The sequence below is a fragment of the Algoriphagus sp. PAP.12 genome (genome assembly GCF_026652115.1).
Classification (GTDB): domain Bacteria; phylum Bacteroidota; class Bacteroidia; order Cytophagales; family Cyclobacteriaceae; genus Algoriphagus.
In genome coordinates, this window is the sequence record NZ_JAPPSQ010000011.1 from 141,930 (window position 1) to 166,357 (window position 24,428).

At 40.8% G+C, this 24,428-nt stretch carries 28 protein-coding genes; 8 read left to right on the plus strand and 20 right to left on the minus strand.

What is annotated here, in order from left to right:
* Positions 1-27: 27 nt before the first annotated feature.
* From O0V13_RS14210 to O0V13_RS14225, 4 genes are read right to left on the minus strand one after another with little or no spacing between them, the layout of a single operon-like run.
* Positions 28-915: a sugar phosphate isomerase/epimerase family protein gene (locus tag O0V13_RS14210; RefSeq protein ID WP_268035625.1), complete on the minus strand. Its 888-nt coding sequence runs from the start codon at positions 913-915 to the stop codon at positions 28-30.
* 5 nt (positions 916-920) lie between these two features.
* A complete protein-coding gene (locus O0V13_RS14215; RefSeq protein WP_268035656.1) occupies positions 921-1,712 on the minus strand; it encodes an SDR family oxidoreductase in 792 nt (263 codons plus the stop codon).
* A gap of 2 nt (positions 1,713-1,714) precedes the next feature.
* Entirely contained in the window at positions 1,715-2,752 is a 1,038-nt protein-coding gene (locus tag O0V13_RS14220; protein WP_268035626.1) for a zinc-binding dehydrogenase, read from the minus strand.
* Between the two features lie 3 nt (positions 2,753-2,755).
* Positions 2,756-3,463, minus strand: a complete 708-nt coding sequence (locus O0V13_RS14225; protein WP_268035627.1) for an orotidine 5'-phosphate decarboxylase / HUMPS family protein — start codon at positions 3,461-3,463, stop codon at positions 2,756-2,758.
* A gap of 170 nt (positions 3,464-3,633) precedes the next feature.
* Here O0V13_RS14225 and O0V13_RS14230 point away from each other — a divergent pair, with 170 nt between their 5' ends.
* Entirely contained in the window at positions 3,634-5,556 is a 1,923-nt protein-coding gene (locus tag O0V13_RS14230; protein ID WP_268035628.1) for a glycoside hydrolase family 127 protein, read from the plus strand.
* A 52-nt stretch (positions 5,557-5,608) separates the two neighbouring features.
* Here O0V13_RS14230 and O0V13_RS14235 read toward each other — a convergent pair whose 3' ends face one another.
* From O0V13_RS14235 to O0V13_RS14245, 3 genes are all read right to left on the minus strand, one after another.
* Entirely contained in the window at positions 5,609-6,940 is a 1,332-nt protein-coding gene (locus O0V13_RS14235; RefSeq protein WP_268035629.1) for a PEGA domain-containing protein, read from the minus strand.
* A 93-nt stretch (positions 6,941-7,033) separates the two neighbouring features.
* Positions 7,034-8,104 carry a dipeptidase gene (locus tag O0V13_RS14240; RefSeq protein WP_268035630.1) on the minus strand — a complete coding sequence of 357 codons (1,071 nt, stop codon included), beginning with the start codon at positions 8,102-8,104 and terminating at the stop codon, positions 7,034-7,036.
* A gap of 2 nt (positions 8,105-8,106) precedes the next feature.
* Positions 8,107-8,817 (minus strand): SAM-dependent methyltransferase, encoded by a 711-nt coding sequence (locus O0V13_RS14245; RefSeq protein WP_268035631.1) that lies wholly within the window; start codon positions 8,815-8,817, stop codon positions 8,107-8,109.
* Positions 8,818-8,947: 130 nt separating this feature from the next.
* On the opposite strand from O0V13_RS14245, the gene O0V13_RS14250 reads away from it, so the two are divergent.
* Both O0V13_RS14250 and O0V13_RS14255 read left to right on the plus strand, forming a co-directional pair.
* The gene (locus O0V13_RS14250; protein ID WP_268035632.1) at positions 8,948-9,943 is read left to right on the plus strand and encodes a hypothetical protein; all 996 of its coding nucleotides are present in this window, start codon (positions 8,948-8,950) and stop codon (positions 9,941-9,943) included.
* A gap of 3 nt (positions 9,944-9,946) precedes the next feature.
* On the plus strand, positions 9,947-10,660 hold the full coding sequence (locus O0V13_RS14255; protein ID WP_268035633.1) for a hypothetical protein: 714 nt from the start codon (positions 9,947-9,949) through the stop codon (positions 10,658-10,660).
* Positions 10,661-10,684: 24 nt separating this feature from the next.
* Here O0V13_RS14255 and O0V13_RS14260 read toward each other — a convergent pair whose 3' ends face one another.
* From O0V13_RS14260 to O0V13_RS14270, 3 genes are all read right to left on the minus strand, one after another.
* On the minus strand, positions 10,685-11,131 hold the full coding sequence (locus O0V13_RS14260; protein WP_268035634.1) for a DinB family protein: 447 nt from the start codon (positions 11,129-11,131) through the stop codon (positions 10,685-10,687).
* 15 nt (positions 11,132-11,146) lie between these two features.
* Positions 11,147-11,905: an alpha/beta fold hydrolase gene (locus O0V13_RS14265; protein WP_268035635.1), complete on the minus strand. Its 759-nt coding sequence runs from the start codon at positions 11,903-11,905 to the stop codon at positions 11,147-11,149.
* A 96-nt stretch (positions 11,906-12,001) separates the two neighbouring features.
* Entirely contained in the window at positions 12,002-12,718 is a 717-nt protein-coding gene (locus O0V13_RS14270) for a pyridoxine 5'-phosphate synthase (RefSeq protein WP_268035636.1), read from the minus strand.
* Between the two features lie 60 nt (positions 12,719-12,778).
* On the opposite strand from O0V13_RS14270, the gene O0V13_RS14275 reads away from it, so the two are divergent.
* The 3 genes from O0V13_RS14275 to O0V13_RS14285 are packed head-to-tail and all read left to right on the plus strand — an operon-like array spanning position 12,779 to position 14,346.
* The gene (locus O0V13_RS14275) at positions 12,779-13,231 is read left to right on the plus strand and encodes a GatB/YqeY domain-containing protein (RefSeq protein ID WP_268035637.1); all 453 of its coding nucleotides are present in this window, start codon (positions 12,779-12,781) and stop codon (positions 13,229-13,231) included.
* A 1-nt stretch (position 13,232) separates the two neighbouring features.
* Complete coding sequence (locus O0V13_RS14280) at positions 13,233-13,787, plus strand: CvpA family protein (RefSeq protein ID WP_268035638.1); 555 nt, start codon at positions 13,233-13,235, stop codon at positions 13,785-13,787.
* On the plus strand, positions 13,771-14,346 hold the full coding sequence (locus O0V13_RS14285; RefSeq protein ID WP_268035639.1) for an anthranilate synthase component II: 576 nt from the start codon (positions 13,771-13,773) through the stop codon (positions 14,344-14,346). Before O0V13_RS14280 ends, O0V13_RS14285 begins: the two co-directional genes overlap by 17 nt.
* 41 nt (positions 14,347-14,387) lie before the next feature.
* On the opposite strand, the gene O0V13_RS14290 is transcribed toward O0V13_RS14285, so the two are convergent.
* The 10 genes from O0V13_RS14290 to ubiE all read right to left on the minus strand — a co-directional run bounded on the left by O0V13_RS14290 (position 14,388) and on the right by ubiE (position 23,199).
* Positions 14,388-15,041 carry a LolA family protein gene (locus O0V13_RS14290; RefSeq protein WP_268035640.1) on the minus strand — a complete coding sequence of 218 codons (654 nt, stop codon included), beginning with the start codon at positions 15,039-15,041 and terminating at the stop codon, positions 14,388-14,390.
* A gap of 33 nt (positions 15,042-15,074) precedes the next feature.
* Entirely contained in the window at positions 15,075-17,567 is a 2,493-nt protein-coding gene (locus O0V13_RS14295; protein WP_268035641.1) for an FtsK/SpoIIIE family DNA translocase, read from the minus strand.
* A gap of 53 nt (positions 17,568-17,620) precedes the next feature.
* Positions 17,621-18,661, minus strand: coding sequence for a quinone-dependent dihydroorotate dehydrogenase (locus O0V13_RS14300; RefSeq protein WP_268035642.1), 1,041 nt, complete (start codon positions 18,659-18,661; stop codon positions 17,621-17,623).
* A 71-nt stretch (positions 18,662-18,732) separates the two neighbouring features.
* Positions 18,733-19,374 (minus strand): hypothetical protein, encoded by a 642-nt coding sequence (locus O0V13_RS14305; RefSeq protein ID WP_268035643.1) that lies wholly within the window; start codon positions 19,372-19,374, stop codon positions 18,733-18,735.
* Positions 19,375-19,390: 16 nt separating this feature from the next.
* Complete coding sequence (locus O0V13_RS14310) at positions 19,391-19,951, minus strand: TlpA family protein disulfide reductase (RefSeq protein WP_268035644.1); 561 nt, start codon at positions 19,949-19,951, stop codon at positions 19,391-19,393.
* 3 nt (positions 19,952-19,954) lie between these two features.
* Positions 19,955-20,164 (minus strand): hypothetical protein, encoded by a 210-nt coding sequence (locus O0V13_RS14315; protein ID WP_268035646.1) that lies wholly within the window; start codon positions 20,162-20,164, stop codon positions 19,955-19,957.
* Positions 20,164-20,907, minus strand: a complete 744-nt coding sequence (locus O0V13_RS14320) for a M15 family metallopeptidase (RefSeq protein WP_268035647.1) — start codon at positions 20,905-20,907, stop codon at positions 20,164-20,166. Before O0V13_RS14320 ends, O0V13_RS14315 begins: the two co-directional genes overlap by 1 nt.
* Positions 20,908-20,910: 3 nt before the next feature.
* Positions 20,911-21,669, minus strand: coding sequence for an SDR family NAD(P)-dependent oxidoreductase (locus tag O0V13_RS14325; protein WP_268035648.1), 759 nt, complete (start codon positions 21,667-21,669; stop codon positions 20,911-20,913).
* A 52-nt stretch (positions 21,670-21,721) separates the two neighbouring features.
* The gene (gene porT / locus O0V13_RS14330) at positions 21,722-22,528 is read right to left on the minus strand and encodes a type IX secretion/gliding motility protein PorT/SprT (RefSeq protein ID WP_268035649.1); all 807 of its coding nucleotides are present in this window, start codon (positions 22,526-22,528) and stop codon (positions 21,722-21,724) included.
* Entirely contained in the window at positions 22,477-23,199 is a 723-nt protein-coding gene (ubiE, locus tag O0V13_RS14335; protein ID WP_268035650.1) for a bifunctional demethylmenaquinone methyltransferase/2-methoxy-6-polyprenyl-1,4-benzoquinol methylase UbiE, read from the minus strand. The genes porT and ubiE overlap by 52 nt, the downstream gene beginning before the upstream one ends.
* A 123-nt stretch (positions 23,200-23,322) precedes the next feature.
* Here ubiE and yihA point away from each other — a divergent pair, with 123 nt between their 5' ends.
* On the plus strand, positions 23,323-23,934 hold the full coding sequence (gene yihA / locus O0V13_RS14340; protein ID WP_268035651.1) for a ribosome biogenesis GTP-binding protein YihA/YsxC: 612 nt from the start codon (positions 23,323-23,325) through the stop codon (positions 23,932-23,934).
* 38 nt (positions 23,935-23,972) lie between these two features.
* A complete protein-coding gene (locus tag O0V13_RS14345; RefSeq protein ID WP_268035652.1) occupies positions 23,973-24,410 on the plus strand; it encodes a DUF5606 family protein in 438 nt (145 codons plus the stop codon).
* Positions 24,411-24,428: the final 18 nt, after the last annotated feature.

Genomic DNA, 24,428 nt, shown 5'->3' on the forward strand with positions numbered 1-24,428 from the left:
CGTTTATCTTAAATCAAAATTCGTAAATCACTGATGCCAGTATTGGGCTATTTTTTTCTTTAGAAAAGCAACGCTTCGTTCCAACTGATCCATCCCATCTACACCATCTTCAATACTGATCCAAGAGTCAAACCCGACCCTTTTAAGCTCAGTGAAAATCGCATCATAATCATTCATTCCCTTTCCGATTTCTCCGTGACTCAATCGCTTGGCATATCCTTGAGCACCTCCCTCTTCCTTACGAAGGTCTTCGATGGTTCCATATTTCAAGAACCTGTCGCTGGCATGCATAGTGACTACTCTTTCAGACACATCATACAATAAGTCCAAAGGGTCTTCTCCAGCCAAAAAAGTGTTGCTGGGATCGTAATTGACCCCGAAATTAGGATGGTGGATGCTATTGACTAATTGAGTGAAAATCGCTCTTTTCTGTGCAAATTCAGGGTATTCCCAAAAGTCATCTTTGTAATGATTTTCGATGATTAAAGTAATTCCGAGCGATTGTGCGTAGGGAAGGCAAGCCTCAATGCATTCTTTGGCCAATTGAATTCCTTCCTCTACAGAAAGCTCAGGTCTGTACTGACCTGAAAGGACACGGCAATAAGAGCCGCCTAAAACATCGGTCATTTCTATCCATCGCTTTTGTTTTTGGATTTCTCTTTCTCGGAATTTTTTGTCCCGATGTGTGAAATCCGGTGAACAGCACATCATGGGAATGACCATGCCTTCGTCTTCTACCATTCGGCGAAAAAGTGGCCATTTCTTTTCATCTTCCATTTCTAAAAATCCTGCATACCACTCCAATCCTTCGATTTCTAGAGGGGCTGCGAGTTTGATCCATTCGGAAATTTTCATACTTCCGTCTTTGCAGAGTGCCTGCATAAATGCTTTTGGGAAAGCTGCGAGTTTGGGCATTGTTGTTAGTTTATGGTACTAGTGTCTTTAGGGGCATTTCTGCCAATCATGGGATGCTGCTCGAGATCGACTACTTGACCGCTGATCGGGCCACTTTCATCTGAAAGCCAATAAATCGCTGCAGCGGCAATCTCTTCTGGCCAGAGAATTCTTCCAGATGGAGCATACATCGCCGGGAGTTTTTCATACCAGGTTTCGGAAAGTCCATGTTGTTTTTTTCGTTCTCTTTCCCGCTCAGTCAAAACCCAGCCTGGATTGATTTGATTGACTCGGACTCCATAGTCTCGCATCAAGGCATCACCCAAATTTCGGGTCAAAGTCATCAATCCACCTTTGGAAATGCTATATCCAAGCAAATTGGGCTCACCACTATAGGCGTTGACAGAGCCGATATTGAGTACACATCCTCTAGATTTTTGCAATTCTTCCATTCCAGCTTGGATCAAAAGGAAAGGTGCAATTGTGTTGATCTCTATTACTTTTTGGAGTAAGTTTTTATCAGTTGTCTGAATGTCTGAAGAAACCACCCAAGCGGCATTGTTGACGATTGCGTCTAATTTTCCAAAGTTTTTTTTTGCAAGCGAAACCAATCGGTCCGCACAACCTTCGGCGGATATATCTTCATCATGGAAAACGGCATTTTCTTCTCCAATTTCAGCCAAAACTTCCTTCCCCAGGTCTTCTTCCAGACCTGTCAAAATGACTTTGGCTCCTTCCAGAACACATCGCTTAGCAATTGCTTTTCCAATTCCGGTCGTGCTCCCGGTGACGATGATGACTTTATTTTCGAGTCTCATCATTAGACAGGTTTCAAAACTGATTTCACTACATCTCCATGATGCATTTTTTCAAATGCTTCTTTCCATTCGGTAATGGGCCACACGCCACCAATTATAGGTTTGACATTCAAAGCTCCAGAGGTTAAAAGAGCCAAAACCCTTTCCCAAATCGGCCAATTGTGACTAAAGCTCCCCTGAAGTCTTACATTTTTTTGGACGATGGGGTCAATAGAAAAATTCAAAGGTTTTGGTCCCCAGCCTACTTTGGTGATTTGACCATTGGGGCGAACCAGTTTCATAGCCATTTGAAGGGTGGCGCTAACTCCGGCAGCATCAATAATCAAGTCTGCACCCATACCGTCCCGCTTTCTAGCCCAGATTTCTGCGGCAGCTTCTCCGACTAATGGATCACAGCCATAGGCTTGCTGGGCAATCCCCAATCTGCCTTTGTCTGCTTCCAAACCTACAATCCCAACCTCTGCACCACAGATTTTTGCCACTGCTGCACAAAGGATTCCTATAGTACCCGGACCTATGACAATGACACGATCTCCGGGTTTGATAGAAGAATTTCCTACCACCGCATTGTAGGCAACACAGCAAGGTTCTGTCAGGCAAGCTTCCTCGAAAGACAATGTGTCGGGAACACTGTGGAGGCATCTGGCAGGAACCCGCACAAATCTCGTCATGGCCCCATTTACTCCATAGCCGAATCCTTTTCGGGTTGGGTCGAGATTATAAAGTCCCACTTTACTCATGGGATTCATTGGGTCAATGATGGCGGCGGTTTCACTTACCACTCTGTCACCTACTTTCCAAGAGGACACGTTGGTACCCAAAGAGGCAATTTTTCCTCCAAATTCATGGCCTAAAACGACAGGGTAATTTACAGGCCAACTATGATCAGAAGTCCACTGATGGAGATCAGAACCACAGACACCGACATTTTCTACTTCCAATAAGATGTCATCAGGGCCAATTTCCGGAACTGGGATTTCTCGAATTTCTACTGAATATTTTTCCTCTGAAAAATTTACTACTGCAGCTGATTTAGACATGGATTAGGATTTGGATGGGATTACTGTTTCTTGGCTGTGAATCGCTTCACAAATCATACGGAGGGAACTTTCCAGATCTCCGCTTGCGGTCTTGAAAGAGTCGGCATCAATAGTAAGTGGAGCTCCCAAAACCACCAAAGGAGCTCCATATTGTGGGCATTGGATTGCCTGCTCAAGGGATAGTCCGCCTACCGCTTGAACTGGAATGTCAACAGCCGCAACAACTTCTTTCAACTGATCAAGAGGACTGGGCATTCGATGACCGGCAGCCGCAATTCCTCTTCTTTCATCATATCCGATATGGTGAATGACATAGTCACAACCTAGATCTTCTAAAAATTTTGCGCCAGCGACCATGTCTGGACAGACCATATTGTCGCCCATGACTTTGGCACCGAAATCTTTCCCTGCTTGCACTACGCATTTGATGGTTTCGGCATGTGCTCTGGCCATCACAACGACATGAGTCGCTCCGGCTTTAGCCATCATTTCAGCTTCGAGGTAGCCTCCATCCATGGTTTTTAGATCAGCTACGATTGGAATTCCCGGAAAAGCTTCTCTCAATTTTCTGACTCCATGGAGACCTTCTGCAAGAATAAGTGGGGTTCCTGCCTCTAACCAGTCCACTCCAGCCCGCATTGCCATTGCTGCAGTTTCGAGCGCTTCATCGATATTGGTAAGGTCAAGGGATATTTGAACAATAGGTTTCATCTTTGGGTTAATTTTAAAAGTAATACCTTGAAATACAGGTTTTGGACTAAGCTTTTTAAGATAAGGATTTTCACAACGCAAACTTTCAGGCACTTTCTGTTTCCCGTAAATTTTTACTTGAATCGGCCTGAAAAAATCACTAATCTGTAGTTTGTTAAAACCCCTTCCACATGCGAAATCTTCTCTATTTGGCAGTAGCTATACTCTTTTTTCAATGTCAAAAAGAAACTGAATCCCCTGAGGCTTCTACTTTGGAAGCTCAGAGTTTTTCTGATATAAAAATTACAGATTCTTTTTGGCGTCCCAAATTGGAAAAAGTTGCAAATTCTGCACTTCCAGCTTCCATTTTCCAAACTGAGGAAAATACAGGGCGGATTCGGAATTTTGAAAAAGCAGCTCGAAAAGCAGGTGAGGAGCATGAAGGGATTTATTACGATGACAGTGATGTCTACAAAGCGTTGGAAGCGATCGCTTATTCATTGCAAAATATTCCCAATGCAGCGCTTGAGACTAAGGCCGATGAATGGATTTCCAAAATCGCCTCCGCTCAGGAGCCGGATGGCTACATCAATACTTATTATTCATTGAAAGGTCTGGAGGGACGCTGGCAGGATATGGAAAAGCATGAGGCTTATTGTGCTGGACATTTGATGGAGGCAGGAGTAGCCTATTATCAAGCAACAGGAAAGGAGACGCTCTTGAATGTTGCTACAAAGATGGCAGATCATATCGATCAGGAGTTCCGACAAGCCAATAAACCTTGGGTTTCAGGTCATGAAGAAATTGAATTGGCTTTGGTGAAGCTCTACAAGGTGACTGGGGTTCAGAAGTATTTGGACTTGGCAGATTGGTTTTTGGATCAGCGGGGTAGAGGTTATGGAAAAGGAGCGATTTGGGATAAAGAGGAATGGGGTCCTGCCTATGCGCAGGACGCAGTGCCAGTAAAAGAGCAAAAGGAAATTACCGGGCATGCTGTGAGAGCCATGTATCTATATACCGGAGCGGCTGATGTGGCTGTGGCTAAAAAGGATACGGGATATATGCAGGCTATGAAAACTGTCTGGGAGGATGTGGTGTATAGAAATATGTATGTGACTGGTGGAATAGGCTCTTCAGGAAGTAATGAAGGCTTTTCAGTCGATTATGAACTACCAAATGAGCATGCATACAGTGAAACATGTGCGTCTGTGGGTATGGTTTTTTGGAACCAGCGAATGAACTTGATCGAAGGACAAGCCCAATACATTGATGTGCTGGAAAGAAGCTTATATAATGCTGCTTTGGATGGATTGAGCCTGACAGGAGACCATTTTTTCTATGGAAATCCTTTGGCTTCAAGTGGTCAGCATAGCCGGAGAGAATGGTTCGGAACTGCTTGTTGTCCTTCCAATATTTCGCGATTGGTAGCCTCAGTTGGTGATTATATTTATGCGAAAAACAATACCGGGATTTGGGTCAATCTATTTATCGGAAATCAGACTTCATTCAATTTGGGGGGAGTAAATATCCCTGTGGAAATGAAAACCAATTTCCCTTGGGATGGAGAGGTTTCGATTGAGCTTTCTCCCGAAAAAAACAAAGAGTTTGGGGTGCATTTGAGGATTCCGGGTTGGTTGAGAGAAGAGCCAGTTCCTGGAGAGCTTTACTCATTTGTGTCCAATGAAGAGGATCAGTTTTCTATTTTAGTAAATGGAGAAAAAGCGATTTACACCATTGAAAATGGCTACGCTTTGATTCAAAGAGAATGGAAAAAGGGAGATAAAATCACCTATTCTATGCCTTTGGAAGTGCGAGAATTGAAATCTAGGCCGGAAGTCTTGGCCAACACCAACCGAATAGCCATTCAAAGAGGCCCTTTGGTTTATTGTGTGGAGGGTGCGGATAATGCTGGTAAAGTATTAGATATGGAAATAGCATCCAATGCTGGTTTCCTAGTAAAGGATTATGAGGTGTTGGATGAGAATGTGAAAGCAATCGAGTTTTCTGCTTTTGAAAATGGAAGTGAAATGAAGGCCTTGGCTATTCCATATTACACTTGGGCAAACAGAGGCCAAAATGAAATGGAAGTTTGGATAAAAAAGGCTGAAAAGTAAAAAACCTCAAAGCAATGCCTTGAGGTTTCGGGTTGGTTGTTAGGTGGTTGTTTTATTGTAGTCTGGCCTGAATTTCTTGGATCAAACCTTCATATTTCTTTAGGATTCTTGACCAATCCTGGAATTTCTCATCATCCTTGACAGTAACCTGATTTCTACCATCCAAGTAAGCTTCTTGGCTGATCAATTTTACGGCATAAGCCAATTGATCTGAATTCCCTCCGCTACTCACGATTACTCGCGTTCGAATGATGCTGGAAGCAAAATTTTCTACTTGCCAGGAGGTAGTTAAATAACCTGTATTGTAGTCTACAGTTTCTAAAATATCAAAATACCTGGTAACAATGGAAGAAAGAATTCTCCAGGCTTCTTCAGAAGTATGGGCTGAATTTACTGGGACAGTAATTCTTACGTTTGCCAAATCTGAAGATACAGAGGAAGTATACGCCTCATCAACTGCCATTTCTATGAAGTCAGTTGTTGGCGGTTCCTGCATATTGGCTTGGTTGTAATAGTTCTTAGTGTATCGAACATAGCCATCTTTCATCACGCGTACTTCAACACTACCATTGGAAGGGACTTTCAAGTCGTAATTTCCAGTTCCTACAGTTTTCCCTCCGATTTCGATGATGGCATCACTTGGGTTAGTTGTGATTTTGACCAATCTATCAGAAAGGACTGCTTGCTCTCTTACCGGAGGCTCTGGATCGGTATCAGGCTTGTTACAAAATACTTTGGTGTATTCTACATACCCGTCTTTGTTGACAGTGACAGTCACACAGTCTCCCAAAGGAACATTGACATCCTGATTTCCTTTTCCTAAAGAAACACCATTTGCCATGACATTTCCGTCTGCAGGAAGAACTTCCAAACGAACTTGTCTATCCTTTAATTCAAAATAGTCTTTCGCAGGAGGAGTTTCTCGATCTGGAGAATTGTAATAGGTTTTTGTTTGGGGTGCAAAACCAGCTTTTTTTACCTCAACAGTGTGGAATCTGTCTTTTTCAATGACTAAATAGATGGCTTTTTTTCCAATACTTCTACCATCGACTAGGATATCAGCATCATAAGGTTCAGCAGAGATTTCTACTCTCCTAGCATCCAAAGAAACTCTTTGGTCCTTGTCCCATTTCAGGTCTTTGTTGTATTCCTTGACAACTGGCTGGAAACCTGGTTTTGTAACTTTGATTCTGTTTCTTGAGTTTTTGTCCAATTTGTACTCAATGGCACCAGTTCCTAATTCCTGTTTGTCGGAATCATCATAGTCATTAAGAAGGATAAATTTGGCGTCTGAGTGGTTTGCAGTGATTGTGAGTTTTTGGGCCTGAGCAGAAAAGACAAAAAGTCCCAGGACCAAAAAGGTCAGTAAAGATTTAAAATACATAGATATAAGGTTGGCGATTGATACCTGCAAATAATTGAATTCGCATTATTTATGCAACCAATTCTATGATTGATTTGTACAAAAAGACCCCAGTTATCCCCAACTAATCTTTAAAAAGTTCAACCAATTTCCGTGCATTACCTTAGAAATATCAGAATCAGAATATCCTCTAGCTTTCAGAAGATCAGGGATTTTGGATAAATCTGAGATGCTTTCCAGGTCCCAAGGACATTGCTCACGGCCGAATGCGCCATCCAAATCCGAGCCAATTCCGATGTGATTTGCATTTCCAGCTATTTGACAGATATGATCTAAATGATCTAAAACAGTGGCAATTTTTACATCTCTTTCCTTTGGAGTTGATTTTCCTCTTTCCCAATTTGAGCTAAGCATCCAGGCGTCAAAAGCACCTCCGATAACTGCCCCTCTATCAATCAAAGCCTTGATCATTTCATCCGAAAATTGGCGATTGTGATTGACCAGAGAGCGGCAGTTGTTATGACTTGCCCAGACTGGTCCCTGATAAATATCCAATGCGTCCCAAAAAGCCAAATCGCACAAATGCGTAGCATCTAAAATAATACCCAACTCATCCATTTTCTTGATGAGCTCCTTTCCTTTAGCATTGAGGGGAGCCGAGGCATCCGTTCCATGAGCATAGCGTCCCGGTCCATAATGAGCAGGCCCCAATGCTCGGAGACCACTTTCGTAGGCCTTATCCAAATAGTCTAGATTGACAATGGAGTCAGCTCCTTCCAGAGATAAAATAAATCCAACTGGTTTTGAATGATTGTCCTGGCTATCGTTCCAAAGTGCCAAATGTTGCTCTAGGTCGGATCCATTTTTGATTTGAACCATCTCACCTTTTTCAGCCATAGCCTGATACCAAGCCAATTGCCCTTGAGTCTGTGCCCAGGCTTGCTCTGGTGAATGCCATCCGGGAAGGGGATTGTCAGGTGCTACATATCGGGCAATTTGAGTTGCAACCACCAAACCGATGTTTCCTTTTCGAAGCTCTGGAAGTGAAACCACTGCCTTGGCTCTGTCAGGTTTGTCTGTCAAGCCTTCTTCTCTTACGTTGATTTCAGAGACTGGTAAAGTCAAATCTCTGTTCCACTCAAGCGCATTCATACTCAAGTCTAAATGGGCATCGATTGTAAACATGGCTAAAAACTTTGGATGATAAAGACGGTTGGAATTTTATGAAGATCGATGTTGGTTTTCTTCCATTCTTGGATTGTTTTGGTCTGGATCAGTTCATCTTTCGCAGTAATGTTTTTTGCAATGCAAAGTTTGGTTTGAGGGTTCAAGCTTTGGATTACATCCTGAAGCAATTGATTATTCCGAAAAGGAGTTTCCATGAAAATCTGAGCTCTTTTTTCTTTCAGAGATTCAGCTTCCAGTTTTCTCAATTCCTGCGCTCTTTCTTTTTTATCGATGGGGATGTATCCATGGAAGGCGAAAGACTGACCTGAAAAACCGGATCCCATCAATGCCATAAACATGGAACTAGGGCCTGAAAGTGGTACAACTTGTATGCCTCTGGTATGCGCATGTGCCACAGCCAAAGCTCCCGGATCTGCAATTCCTGGACATCCCGCTTCTGAGATAATCCCTACATCAGCTCCTTTAAGTAGTGGCTGGATCAATCTATTGATTGCCTCAGGTGGGGTATTTTTGTCCAAAATCTCCATGTGGACTTCCTCCAGGTTGACTCCCAGTTTCAGGCTGGAAATGTAACGTCTGGTAGTTCTCATATTTTCTACCAAGAAAATTTTGGTGTTTTTGATAACCTCGCGAACCTGAGGAGTGATGACATCATCTGCAGTATTGTCTGCAAGGACATTGGGTATTAAGAAAAGCTTTCCTTGTGGCATATTCCAAAAGTCGCAAGAATTTTAAGAAAGGTTAGAATATTTGGTTGATAAAAAATATTTAGTAGAATAATTTGGTAGTTTGATTTTTTTTTCTTCTTGAATGATCTTTAATTATTTAACCTTAATTTTTATGAAAAAGCAAATTTTAAAATTGGGAGTTTTTGTTCTTCCAGTAGTCTTTGGGTGGGGATGCATTTCTGGTTCTATAGAGGAAGAACCTAAAATCGAATCTATTGCCAATTTCAAAGTTATAGGCAAATCTTTAAGTTTTGATAGTTTTGAGTCCTATGAAAATTCAATCCAAAACCCTGAATCTATCACAAAGACCCCGTTCACTTCATTGGCACGCTTGGTCAGCAATGAAGAATTGAATGTTAATAAAAGGGTGCTTTCAGATGAACAAACCTTTGCTTTGAAAGAATATGAAAACTCTTTGATCTTGGATATTTTGGATGAAGACGGCATGGTGGTGATTGATGGAAAACTGTTTTATTTGGATTTTGTAAATAAAGTAGCACTCGTTACGTCAAATTTGGATCTTCGTGAATCGTTAAAAGATATTCAAAATGGTTCAGATGAAGTTTTTATCTTTTCTTTTGAAGATGATATCATTGGACTTTTAGAAGAGGGTTCGACAGGAACTATAAGTTCATTAAGTCAATCTATTACAGAAAATAATAGAGTAAATGTTTTTGTTGGTGATAATTGTGATTGGGATGAGTGTCGATATAATAATAATGTTGATGGTGATACTGGATATGAATACAGAGTTGAAGCTAAACATGTATACCAATCCTCAGGGATTTACTTTAAGCTTTTTTCTCAAGCAAAGCATATGAAAAGACAATCTCCTCCTATTTATAGCGCAGAAGATACAGATATTACAATTTCATGGGATTATTGGTATAAGAGTAAGAAAAACAGCATAGGAACAAGGTATGATATTGGAACAAGATCTAAATGGGATAATGTTTTTGAAATACAACACTATGCTTCTTCTAGAGGTTTAGAGAAATATCGTTTAGATAGTGAATTCTATGTAGAAGTTGGTGGAGATCATGGAAGTGGTATTGGAGGATTTACCTATTGGAGTTTTGAACTATTTAGAATAAGTAAAGGAATGTAATAAGTGAAAAAGTTAATAATTGTCATATTTCTATTGGTTGGTCTTGTGCCTACTATTTACTCTCAAACATCAACCAGTCTTTCATTTGGTGTCCCAAAAATATTTTGGGACTACAGTGGAAACATAGATGGGTTGAGAACTGTAAACCGAAATGGTTGGTCAATAAATCTATCTCATGAAAAACTGAATGAAAAAGGTCTTATTCTAGGGATGGAACTAGGCGTAAATAAATACACGAATAGGTTCCAGTTTGGTAGAGTTAGTTATGGAATTAAAGAAATCCATCACTTTTCAATTTTGCCTTTTATTGGATTTAGGCATTTAATAAAAGGAAGTAGGATAGGGGTAAAAGGGAAAATGGCTTTTGGAATTGGATGGAATAATCAGGATAATTTAGAATACCTAGATGATCATGCATTTCAAGCTAGTAGAACCGCTTATAATGAACCTCTCTATGATATTACCTTCTCAGGAACCCAAACAGTCAACCATCGGATCTTTCCTATACTAAAGCCCAATCTGGAATTGCACTATGCGGTTGGAAAAAGTTCTTCCATCTTTATTAGAGGAGTGCTAGGTTTTACCTTTATCAAAGATGTGATCGAAAGGGATTTTCCGGAGGTGATTTACGAAGGAGAAACCTACCATGCGAATCACACCACGAGTCTGAGTTATTCGAGCTTGGAGTTGGGCTATTCGATCCGATGGAGGAATTAAAAAAGGGCTTTCAAAAGCCCTTTTTTAATTTTCGTGCTTTCTGCCCTTTTTCATAATAGCAGAAATCTGTCCTGAATGATGAAAGTGATGAAAGAGGATGTGAGAGAATAAGCGGAATCGGCTCACCTCACCAAAGAATGGAGTGAAAATAATTCCTTTCCAGTACTCCTCTTCAGCGCTTTCGATGAGATCCTTCAAGTTGGAAAATCCTCTTTTGATCAGTCCCTTGCTTTCCTGAATATCCTTTCCCTGTCCATTGTCTTCAAAGCCCATCGTAGTGTTTTGGACATCAGTTGGGATTTCAAAAAAGGTCCCAAATAGATTGACTGTTTCAGCCATATGCAAGAGAATAAACCCAATGGAATTGGACTCTGCATTCAATTTCCAATTCCAATGTTCATCCTGAACTTGTTGAAGATTTGAGCTGGTCAGTTCGGCCTGAACCAGCATCTCAAGCATGGCTTCTTTCATTAATTTGATTTTAGGTTATTTTAGAAATCTACGAATTTCTTGAATAACAGCAGCTGGCTGCTCCGCATGAAGCCAATGTCCTGCATTGGAGACAAACTCAATTTCATAAGCAGGGAAGTGTTCATGGATATCTTCCAGATCACTTTGTTGGATGTAATTGGAATTACCTCCTGCAAGGAATAGCGTAGGACCTTCGTATTTATCGCCTTCGTCTAGAGATTTACCAACCTCTTCTATTTTTTCAGTAATCACTGGTAGGTTGATTTTCCAAACAAAACCATTGCTGTCACGGCTGAGACTTTTGAGAAGAAATTGGCGAATTCCAATCTCAGAAATGTATTGTGCCAATTGATCATCCGCATCTTTTCTGGATTTGATTTGATCCAATTTGATAGAATTCAGTCCCGCTAGGATCGTTTGGTGATGGATTGGATAATATCTTGGAGCAATGTCAGCCACGATCAATTTTTCGACTCTTTCCGGATGCTCAACAGCGAATTTCATGGCAGTTTTTCCTCCCATGGAATGGCCCATCAGGTAGAATTTTCTCATTCCTTCCGAATCGACAAGCTCCAATAAATCTTCAACCATGGCATCATAATTCCAAACATCTGAATGTGGTGAATCCCCATGATTTCGTTGATCGACTAGATAAAGGGTATAATTCTTTTCAAGCTCTTTGGCGATAGAAAACCAGTTGTCTGCAGACCCAAAAAGGCCATGAAGTATAATTAAAGGACTACCGCTTCCGGTTTTTTTAAAGTTTAATTGCATGTTATTGTTGTCTACAGTCCATGGTCCATAGACCACTGAAGGAAAAGATAAATCTTTTAGTTCAAAACGAATTTTTACGAGCTTAGATATAGGAAATTAAAACTCCAACCTTCTTCTATACATCTGGATAGTGTTTTCCAAACCATAATATAAAGCATCGCAAATCAAGGCATGGCCGATGGACACCTCATCCAAAAATGGAATGCTATGCTTTAAAAATGCCAGGTTCTCCAAATCCAAATCATGTCCTGCATTCAAACCTAAACCCAATTCTTTGGCCAAATTGGCCACTTCCACGTAGGGTTTAACGGCTTTTTCACGATCTGCATGAAATTGGGAAGCATAAGGCTCTGTATAAAGTTCTACTCGGTCTGTTCCAGTTTCCTTGGCTGGTTCGAAATACTTGGTTTCAGGATTGATGAAAATAGATACACGGCAACCAGATTCTTTTAGTTCCGCCACAATATCCTTCAACATGCTTTGGTGAGCGATGGTATCCCAACCTGTATTGGAAGTGATCGCTTCAGGTGGATCTGGGACCAAAGTAGCCTGAGCAGGCTTGACCAATTTTACCATCTCCATATAGCGTTTGTCAGGATACCCTTCGATGTTGAATTCAGTTGTCACCACCTTCGAAAGATCCATTACATCTTGGTATCGGATATGTCTTTCATCAGGACGAGGGTGAACGGTTATTCCTTGTGCGCCGAATCTTTCAGCATCCAATGCCACCTGTACCAGATTGGGATTGTTTGCTCCCCTTGCATTTCTGATAGTGGCGATTTTGTTAATATTTACGCTTAGCTTAGTCATAAATGAGTCAAAAAGGTATTTTTGTCAAAATAACAATCGTATAACACAAACTTAGGAGTAATGAGTTTAAAGCAGAAGATAGAAAGCGAAATTAAATCAGCAATGATCGCCAAAGATAAGAGCAGACTAACTGCCTTGAGAGCTGTCAAATCTCTGATTTTATTGGAAGAAACCAAAGGAGGAGCCAAGGGAGATTTGTCTGCTGAAGATGAAATGAAGCTTCTTACCAAGGCGGCAAAGCAAAGAAAAGACTCTGCGGATATTTATGAGCAACAAGGTAGATTCGATCTTCACGAAGTGGAAATCGCTGAATTGAAGGTGATTCAGGAGTTTTTGCCAGCTGCGATGTCTGATGAAGAATTGACCCAAGCTGTAAAAGATATTATTGTTCAAACTGGAGCTTCCAGTCCAAAAGACATGGGCAAAGTAATGGGTGTAGCAAGCAAGCAATTGGCTGGAAAAGCAGATGGCAAGGCTATTGCTGATAAAGTAAAATCACTTTTAAATAGCTAAGTTGGAGATTAAATCATTAGCAGATATTGTCATCGCAGGAGTTCTGTTGATCGGAGCTTTCGAAGGATATAAGCGAGGGTTCCTTTTGGGGATCCTCGGTTTAGTTGGCTTTGTAGTAGCAGTTATTTTGGGTTTTTATTTTATGGACCCCATGGTTACCTGGCTCGATGAGAATGTAGAGACTATCAATATTGCTTATCCTACTACCGCCTTTTTACTTATTTTTTTGATCAGTATAATTTTAATTAATACTGTCGGTTGGTTGCTAAAAAAAGTCATGGATTTGACGATTTTAGGCACATTTGATGCTTTTGCTGGAATCCTTTTTGGAGTTATTAAGGCCGGGTTTTTCTTGAGTTTGTTCCTTTGGATGACCAAAGAGTTTGATTTGGATTGGGCGAAAGGAATAGAAAAAGACTCCGAATTGGTAGGATATATTGAACCTTGGGCCCCTGCCATTATTGATTGGATTGAGCCTTTTGTACCAGAGGTTGAATCAACAAAAAGCAAGTTGGAGGAGTTTGTGGAGAAAATCAAAGATGCTACTACTGATTGATAATTTTGACTCTTTCAGTTACATTTTAGCAGATTTGGTTCGCCAAACAGGGGAGGAGCTGAAGGTAGTTCGGAATGATATTTCTCTGGGAGAAATCAAGAAAATTCCATTTGATGGATTAATCCTTTCTCCGGGTCCAGGGATTCCAAAAGAGGCTGGAAATCTGTTGGATATTTTTAAATCCTATTATCAAAAGGTTCCGATTTTGGGAGTTTGCCTCGGGCATCAGGCCATTGGAGAATTTTTCGGAGCCAAAATCATCAAGAATGATTTCCCAACACATGGGAAAGTTCGGGAGGTGCTTAAAGTTGGGGATCCTACGATTCTGAAAAGCTTCCCTGCGAGATTCAAAGTTACCCGGTATCATTCCTTGCAGCTAGATGATTTGCCGGATTGTTTAATGCCGATTTTGAAAACTGAAACTCAAGAAATCATGGGGATTCAACATAAATCTTTACCGATTTTGGGAGTTCAATACCATCCGGAAGCATTGTTGAGTGAGTATGGATTGGAGTTGGTTCAGGCTTGGCTTGGAGAATTTAAAAAGGAAGAAAACTAAATTCTTGAAAATTCGACTTCCAGCTTCCTACTTCTTAACTTCTATCTCAAATCAATTACCTCTATTCCTGGATATTTTTTAGCGTCAAAAGCAAAGTAGGTCGCAGGTAAATTTGCGTTTTGCTTTAGGTTTTTGAAGGTATAGGAAAACATTCCTCCTTGACCATCATACATTTCCCAGCCCAAAAGATCTTTACTGATTTTATCAATCATCAATTTGACGCTTTCGAATGGGCTATTGCTGGAAGTAGCTATCAATTCCACTACTTGAACGGATTTGCCTTGGTACTGCTTTTCTCCGACTAGCTTGTAATCAAATCCTGACTCATACATCCTATAGATATTTGAAGGAGTCAATTCACCTTCCATCTGAGAAACGTCGTTGATGGTTACTTCTTTGTATCCGTCAGATTGGATATAGGTCCATACGGTTTTGCCGTCGTTGAAGATTTCCTGCTCAGGAAGTTTCAATCGGTATTGCTCTCCTTTCACAGCGATTTCACCGCTTTGGCGGTCACTGGCTCCAATTTCATCCTGAAAAACAAAGTCAAATTCAGCCGTAAAGCCATTCATACTTTGAAACTTTTGACTCATGGCATCCAGGACAGTTTTTGCTTTTGGATCCTTTTGAGCAGAAGAATTAGAAACGAAAATTATGGAAAGAAATAAGGTAAAAACCAGGGCTAGTTTATTCATGTGTATGATACCGACAGTGTTCGAATTCGGTACTTACAGGCTACTCAATAACTGTTCCAAACTAACCTCATCTTGGATCAATACTTCTCTGGCTTTGGAACCTTCGAAAGCACCTACTACCCCAGCTGCTTCCAATTGATCAATGATTCTTCCGGCTCGGTTGTATCCGAGTTTCAGTTTTCTTTGGATCAAAGAAGTACTTCCTTGCTGATGCATCACAATAAGCCTAGCGGCATCATCAAACAAAGGATCACGGTCCGAAAGATCCACTTCACCAATGTTGCTTTCTCCATCTTCCCCTTCAAATTCAGGAAGTAGATAGGCGTCTGAATATCCTTTTTGCTCTCCAATCCAATCGCAAATCGCATCGACCTCAGGTGTATCCAAAAATGCACATTGTAAACGAGTCATATCAGAACCTTGCGAAAGCAACATGTCTCCCATACCGATCAACTGGTCTGCTCCACCGGCATCCAAGATGGTTCTGGAATCGATTTTTGAAGTTACGCGGAAGGAAAGTCTTGCAGGGAAGTTTGCTTTGATAATACCTGTAATCACATTGACGGAAGGTCTCTGCGTAGCCACTACCAAGTGAATACCGATCGCTCGAGCAAGCTGAGCCAATCTTGCAATTGGAGCTTCGATCTCCTTACCGGCTGTCATCATCAAATCCGCCAACTCATCAATCACCAAGACGATATATGGCATAAAGCGATGTCCCTTTTCAGGGTTAAGCTTTCTTGCGATGAATTTCCCGTTGTATTCTTTCAGATTTCTTGCTCCTGCATCTTTTAGCAAGTTGTACCGATTGTCCATCTCGATACAAAGGGAATTCAAGGTGTAAATTACCTTTTTGGTATCAGTAATGATCGCCTCTTCTGAGCCTGGTAGTTTTGCTAAAAAGTGTCTTTCAATCTTATTGAAAAGTGTCAATTCCACCTTTTTTGGATCGACCAAGACAAACTTCAACTGGGAAGGATGCTTCTTATAGATCAAAGAAGCCAAAATCATGTTTAAGCCGACTGATTTACCTTGTCCGGTAGCACCTGCCATCAATAGGTGAGGCATTTTTGCCAAATCACCCACAAAGACCTCGTTGGAAATAGTTTTTCCCAATGCAATAGGAAGATCCTTATCAGATCTCATAAATTTCTCAGTTCCCAAAACTGCTCGTGCAGGAACCAATTCACGATTCTTATTAGGAACTTCAATACCGATGGTGCCTTTTCCAGGGATAGGAGCGATGATACGGATTCCCAAAGCCGCCAAACTCAAGGCGATATCATCTTCCAAATTCTTGATTTTGGAGATTTTCACACCCGGCTCCGGTACGATTTCATACAAGGTAACAGTAGGGCCGATTGTCGCTTTGATTTCTTGAATTCCAATTTTGAAGTTTTCAAGTGTCTCAACAATCTTGTTTTTGTTTTCCTCTAGCTCAGATCTGGTAACTGTGACTTTTTGAAGGTCATATTCATTGAGCAGTTCCAGAGTTGGGTATTTGTATCGGGGAAGGTCCAAAGTAGGATCATATGGATCTAGATTTTCAACCTCCTCTGCAGTTTTTTCCTCATGAACAGGTTTGGTAACCGAAAATTGTTTTTCTTCAACTACCGGCTCTGGTTCTTTGGTTTCCTCCAAAAGATTAACTTGTGGTACATCAAATGGAATTTCGTCTTTAATTTTCTCAGTCTTTTCCTTTGGTAACTCAGGAGTAGAATCATTTCCTGACACTATCCATTCCGAACCATCATCCTCAATATCTTCCTCTTCTTCATCTAGGTTAAAAGGATCCTCATTTTTGGCATTTGGCTTAATGGCCATTTCCTCAGACCCCGCCAATTCATCTTCATCATATGGGATTTCATCACCAGTGTTTTTGAGGCTAAACCAATCCAATTTGTCTATATCGAAGAAGAAAATCACGAAAATCAACAAGGCTCCACCGATCAGTATGAAGGTTCCCCAGCCCAAGAAATCAGAGGAAAGCTTGGCCAATTCATAGCCAAAGCCTCCGGAAAGAAAGCTCCAATAGGAATATCCCTGAACCAAAATCACAATATATCCGGTCAGCAATCCTAGCCAAAAGGTAAAGAACAGTGCGAAAGTTGCATATCTGGTCAATGAGACGATGGAAATCTTAAATGCCCATCTGAATCCCAGAATAAACAAAAGTGGAGGGAAAAGAAATGCCGCCAAGCCAAACCATCTGTAAATCATCCAGTGACCTGCCTGAGCTCCCAAGTACCCGAGCCAGTTTCTTGATTCTCTGGCTGTTTCACGAATTTCCTCAGAAGGATTGTTCATGACCAAACTCTGGTCAGAAGGTCCATTGAGGAGATAACTAATAAAGGCGATAAACAAAAATATCCCAGCAGACATGAGGATAATTCCTAGTGTCAGAACGAGTTTTGAGCTTTTGAACCCTCCAAAAGAAGGTTTCCAACTCGACTTGCTTGAGCTGGATTTTTTAGCTTTTTCTCCTTTTTTCCTAAAAGTATTGGTCCTGGGTGAATTGGTGGCCATGTATGAAATTCAAATCCGATTAATAGTTAAGGCTTGGAGGGAATTTAGGCTAATTACCTTGAAAAATAAGCCAATAATCCCTTTTTGATGCGCTTGATCAACCCAGGTCCTTCATAAATCATGCCTGAATACACCTGGACCAAGCTTGCCCCGGCTTCTAATTTCTCAATTGCATCTTCGGGAGAATAAATCCCTCCCACTCCAATGATAGGGAAGGCTTTTTCAGATTTTTCGGATAAATACCGGATTACTTCTGTGCTTCTGTTTTTCAAAACTTTCCCACTGACTCCGCCTGCACCGATGGCTTTCACTTCGTTTTTGTCCGTTCTGAGTTGACTTCGATCGATGGTTGTGTTTGTAGCGATCACTCCATCAATTCCCGTTTCTTTGACGATTTCGATGATATCATCCAATTGGCCATTTGTCAAATCCGGGGCGATTTTCAATAGAATCGGCTTAGGTTTGTCTTTTGTGTCATTGGCCGTTTTTACTGCGGAAAGTAAAGCTTTTAAAGGTTCCTTTTCCTGCAAATCCCTCAAATTTGGAGTGTTTGGCGAGCTGACATTGACTACAAAATAATCCACATAAGGATGAAGTGCTTCTAAGCAAATCAGGTAATCATCTACCGCGTTTTCGTTGGGAGTGACTTTGTTTTTGCCAATATTTCCACCTACCAAAACATCAGATTTTCGCTTTTTTAGTCTTTCGACAGCTTCTGTAACTCCTCCATTATTGAAGCCCATACGGTTGATCAAAGCTTCGTCTTGAGGAAGCCGGAATAACCGAGGTTTCGGGTTTCCATCTTGCGGTTTGGGAGTCAATGTTCCGATTTCTATAAACCCAAATCCCAACATCGCCATCTCGTCAATTACCTTTGCATCCTTGTCGAACCCTGCTGCCAAGCCCACTGGGTTTTTGAATTTCAAACCAAAAACTTCCCGCTCCAATCTAGGGTCATCTAATTTGAAAGTAGACTTCACAATGGAAGAAACGATTGGGAAATTGAAGGTGAATTTGGTCAGGCCTGTGGTGAAGTAGTGAGCGTCCTCAGGTTTCTTTAGAAAAAATAGAGGTTTGAGCAGGGATTTATACACGATTCGCTTGATTTTTTACCAAATGCAAAGGTAATATTCCCTGCCGGAATTGAGCTTTCCAAAGGACTAAATCAACAAGAACAATCTTTAATTAAATTTTTAATCCCTTTTCTCGTGGCAATCCCTACGGCCTGAGAAATTGATCCGAAATTCAAATCCATGGTTTCGCCACCACCAATTGGGATAGGGATTCCATTCTGGACCGTTTGGATTGAATAGTCAGAGACGATATTGGCCGTTTCACTCTCCACCAAAGCCATTTGAAGTGTGGCAGTGACAGTTTCATCTTCCTCCCAGTATTGGTTGGAACTCGGGTTGTTTAGATCGGGAAATTCCCACTCTCCTTTCCATTTGGCTTCTCCCAAAATGAGTCCCAGTAGGTAAGGGTATCCCAGTTCTTTATGGATTTTTGCACGTTGAAAGGGATCGTTAAGATCTTTGATTCCTGCATTGAGCAGCTCGTAATCTAACTGATCCAAGAGTTCTACTTTTGTAAAACCCTCTTTTCGGAGATTTTCTAAAATTTGCTGTTCCAATTCATTTTGCTGAGCTGTACTCAGGTTTCTAAAACTCGGGTCCCAAGCCAGAGGCATCAGCAAGATTCCATCTGATTGACGCAGGCAGACATGACATTTTATTTTAGGATAGATTTTGGTGCTGGAGCATGCAAGGAGGCATGCCCCTAAGATGATAAAGGGAAACAATTTTCTCATTAGAAATAAAATTGGGTTATTCAGTAAAGCTTAAAATCCGGTTTTTATACCAGTCAAGAGTTTGTTCGTTCGCAATTGGTAGTGTGATTTTTTCTACCAAAACTCCATCTTTGACAATAAAATGAGTTGGGGATACAGTTACTAGGAAAGTGCTTTCAATCCATTTCCTTTCCACAGTTGCTGTTTGATAGCCAAAATCTCCCCCTTTGGAAAAATAACGTTCGATTCTTTGGGGCGAAGACATTGCAAAACTTAGGAATACGATCTTTTTATCGCCTGAAAGCTCCTGGGTCAATTTTCTCAGATTTTCTTCCTCTTGTTTGCATCCGGTGCATCCTACAAACCAACTATTGATCACAACCAATTTATCTGTGAGATCATCAGAATAAATGACTTCTCCTTGGAGGTTTCGATATTCGAATTCGGGGAATTTTTCTCCTAGTTCAGGACCCAAAGTTTGGGATTTATATTTTTCAATAAATGCTTCAAATTGGGCTTTATCAGCTAGATTATGTGATTGTGCAAAAGATAAAGGAGAGAAGCATAAAATTGATAGTGTTAGAAGTAAATAGCGCATCACTTATCGAGGCCCATGGTTTGACCATTTACTCACCAAACCAGCTACTGAAACGATTTGAAAAATCATTCCTGCAATCAATAGGATTTCACCATTTTGATTGCCAGTAATTTTGAAAAATGTTCCTAGGATTCCAGCCCAAAAACTGAGGATTAATAATTGGACTAAAAGTCTTTTTCTTTGGTTGAGATTTTTGAAAAATAACTTGAACATTACTCTACAATTTTAAATTTTTCGCCTGCTTCTTTCCTGGAATATGCGTTGAAATGCCACCACTCGGATCCGATTCCAGAAAAGCCATTGGAGTTCATGATTTTCCTCAATAAAGTACGGTTGACTATGTGTTTCGGTTGTAGTTTTTTCTCTTTGAGCATTTGTTCTTCCCGATCAGGGTAGGCTGGGTACCCAAAATAGTCATAGCCAGTTCCCATATCTAGCGCAGAATCAGCTTTTGTATCAAAAATTGTCAAGTCCACAGCCACTCCAAAATTGTGCAAACTTCCCACTTTGGGATCCGCAACATACAAGGGTTTGAGACTATCCGGTTTGTCCAGATTATTCCATAAAATCTGTTGAACAGAACGAGGTCTCACTCCATCATAAATTAGAAGCGTATAGTCCGGGTTTTCTGCCTGAAGCATTTCCTGAGCCTTTTTCAATTGCTCTGCTACGATGGGCTGAAGATATGCCTCTGTCAATTCACCATAGACATCCTGGCCAAAGAAGTTATCAGTCGTAGAGTATTTGAGATCTACTTTGATGTCTGGAATGATATCCTTCACATTGCTTAAACCTTGATCTATCAAGGCTTGCTCTAATTCAGAAACGGATACTGAATCAGGTGATGCAAGAGGTTTTGGTTCTGCTTTTTGTTGCTCGGAAAAAGTTTCCTGATCACTTTTTGGAGTGGAACAGGCTATGAAAATGATTAAGAGCAGGAAAGAAGAGTATTTCAAGGTTTATAGATTTTTGTTGACAATGGTAGCGGAGGCTTGTGCTGTTGGTAAAACGACGATGTCAGCCAAAACTACATGAGGAGGTCGATTGACGCAGAATTCTACGATCTCGGCAATGTCTTGAGCGAGCAACGGATCAAAGCCTTGGTATACTTTGTCGGCTTTTTCTTCGTCTCCTTTGAATCGGACTACAGAAAACTCAGTTTCTACCAATCCAGGATGGATGGCTATCACTTTGATCCCAAAAGGATTCAAATCAATCCTCATTCCTTTGGTAATGGCATCCACGGCATGTTTTGAGCCGCAATACACATTCCCATTAGGATAGACTTCCTTGCCTGCAATAGAACCGATATTGATGATTGTGCCTGATTTCCTTTCGGTCATCCCCGGAATTACCGCTTTGGAAACATAAAGCAATCCTTTCACATTAATGTCCATCATGGCATCCCAATCATCAAGGTTACCTGTCTGGATTGGGTCAAGTCCATGTGCATTTCCTGCATTATTGAGAAGTACATCTATATTTTTCCAGTTTTCAGGAAGGTTTTCTATCAATTTGAAAACTGCTTCTTTCTCTCTCACATCGAATACAAGAGGAAGTACTTCAATCCCTTCCGGAACTTCATTTTTCAATGCATCCAATCTTTCAGATCTTCTTCCAGTAGCGATGATGTCGTATCCGTTTTTAGCTAAAATAAGTGCGCATGTTTTTCCAATTCCGGAAGTAGCGCCAGTAACCATTGCAATTTTTCTTTCCATGCCTTGAAGTTAAGGGAAAAGAAAAATATCTAAAACCTGGAAATAGACAGGTTTACTGGAAGTTTAAATAAATAGTAATAGTTTTTCTTCGAATAGAAGCGATGGCATCTCTAAAAGCAGGGTTACTGTTTTCAGCTTGGTAAAGATCATTCAGACCATGTGAAAAGCGGATTTCAGGAGCGAACTTGAAATACTTGAAATAAATCTCAAAGCCCATTCCCATCTCGATAGTGAAATCTTGTCCTGTAGTCACCAAGTCTTCCAGATTGGCTTCATCCTGCGATTTAGTGCGGAATTGATAGCTTCCGCCTCCCAAAAAGTACATTCTGGTATTGTTGAATCGGACTGATTTGTATTTCAAAAGCAAAGGAAGCTCCACCAAGGTCGCTTCAGACTTGTACTCAACAATATTTCCTAAATTTTCCGTATTACCAGTATCTCCACCTGTGTCAATTACGAGGTCTGTCTGGTCAGCAAAATACTGGACTTCCGTATTGAATTCATAGAAACCCACTTTAGGAGTGAATAGGAGCTGAACTTGATCATGAAATCGCAGCATCCCAATGAATCCTAATGAAAAACCAGGAGAAAACTTAGGAAAGATAGCCCTAACATTTGCAGCTGCAGGGTCCACAGGATTCATAAATTCATCAGAATACTTTATCCGATAAGTGCTATTGTGTCCAGCCAGGAAAAATCCATATGAAATGGTTTTATCATCGGAGCCAGAAGTACTGGTCAGGCCGAAAATCCCTTGTCCAAATGAAAAGCTGGAAATAAAAAGAATCGCAAAAAATACCAGGGGAATTATTTTTCCCCCACGTAGATTGAGCTGATTCCGAAAGTTAATGGTTTGCATACAGTGCTGTGAAATCCTACCTTTTTCAAAACCGCAAGAAAGTCCTGACCATCCGGGAATGCCTGTACGGATTCTGGAAGATAAGTATACGCAGAATTGTCCTTGGATACAATCTTTCCTACTTGAGGCAGAATGGTGTTGGAATAAAAGGAATAAGCTTGTTTCATCGGGAATGCCTTAGGCTTACTGAATTCCAAGATGACAGTTTTACCTCCCGGCTTCAAAACCCTGTACATATCCGCTAGTCCTTTTTCCAAGTTTTCGAAGTTTCTAACTCCAAAAGAAACGATGACAGCATCAAACTTATTATCCTCAAAAAGTAATCCTTCAGAATCCCCGAGTTGCATTTCGATTTTGTCCTGAAGACCTCTTTTTTCCATTTTTTTGCGACCCTCTGAAAGCATTCCTTCAGAAATGTCCACCCCGATAATTTTATCTGGATTCAGTGCCAAAGCTTCGATCGCAAAGTCACCAGTACCTGTAGCGATATCCAGAATCAACTTAGGCTGAAGCTTTTTTAGCATTTTGATTGCCTTTTTTCTCCAGATGATATCAATGCCCATGCTCAAGACATGATTTAGCAAATCATACTTAGGGCTGATATTGTTGAACATCTCAGCCACCTGGGCTTTTTTAGGGTCTTCTTTATCTTTGTAAGGGACGACAGACATCGTTTTTCAATCTAATGGGATGCAATATTACTCAAGAAACCCGAGGAATCGAAAAATGTTGCACACCTTAACGATTCGAATGTCAAAGAATAAAGCCTTATTTTTGTGGCGAACTCGAAAATCATGATCCAAAAAGCAGAATTTGTAGTCTCGAACACCAATCCTGGAAATTGTCCAAAGCCAGATCGGGCTGAGGTAGCCTTCATTGGTAGATCCAATGTGGGAAAAAGCTCCCTAATCAATATGCTGACCAATAGAAAGGAGTTGGCAAAAACTTCCCAGAAGCCGGGTAAAACTCAATTGATCAACCATTTCAAAATTGATGACCGTTGGTTTTTGGTCGATTTACCGGGGTATGGCTTTGCCAAAGTTAATGTCAAAGTGAAGTTGGGATGGGAGCAGATGATCAGTACTTACTTGACTAAAAGAGAAAATCTTTGTGGAGTGTTTGTTCTGATTGACAGTCGGCTGGAGCCTCAAAAAATCGATTTGGAGTTTTTGCTTTGGTGCGGAACCGAAGGGGTTCCTACAGCGATAGTATTTACTAAAGCAGATAAACAGTCCAAAAATAAAACCCAACAGAATATTCAGAAGTTTCTAAAGAAGATGAGAGAGATTTTCGAGGAAACGCCTGATTATTTTGTAACCAGTTCAGAAACAGGAGACGGCAAGGATGAATTGCTGAATTTCATTATGGGATTGGTTAATGAATACGAAAATGAAGAGATGATTTAATCTCAAATTCTATATTTGCAAGCTGAAAATTAAAGCAGATGAATTTTAAAGACATAGCCACAGTATCTGGTAAGCCCGGATTGTACAAAGTATTGAAGCCTTCAAGAACCGGAGTGATCTTGGAAAGCCTAGATGCTAAAAAAGGAAAATTGGTAGCAGGGATGTCCCAGCGAGTATCCATTTTGAGCGATATCTCTATTTATACCTTGACTGAAGAAGGTGCAGAGCCTTTAGAGTCCGTGATGAAGAAAATCGAAGCTGAATTCGCAGGTGATTTAGGATTGGATGCCAATCCAGATGATACCGAGTTGAGAGCTTTTATGAAACACATCCTTCCTGACGTTGATGAGGATAGAGTTTATACTTCTGATATCAAGAAATTGATTTCTTGGTATAAAATCATTAGAACACAAGCTCCTGAGGTACTTCAGGAATCAGCTGAATCCTCCGAGGAGACAGAAGAAAAAGAATCATAAAAATTAAGCCCCGATTAA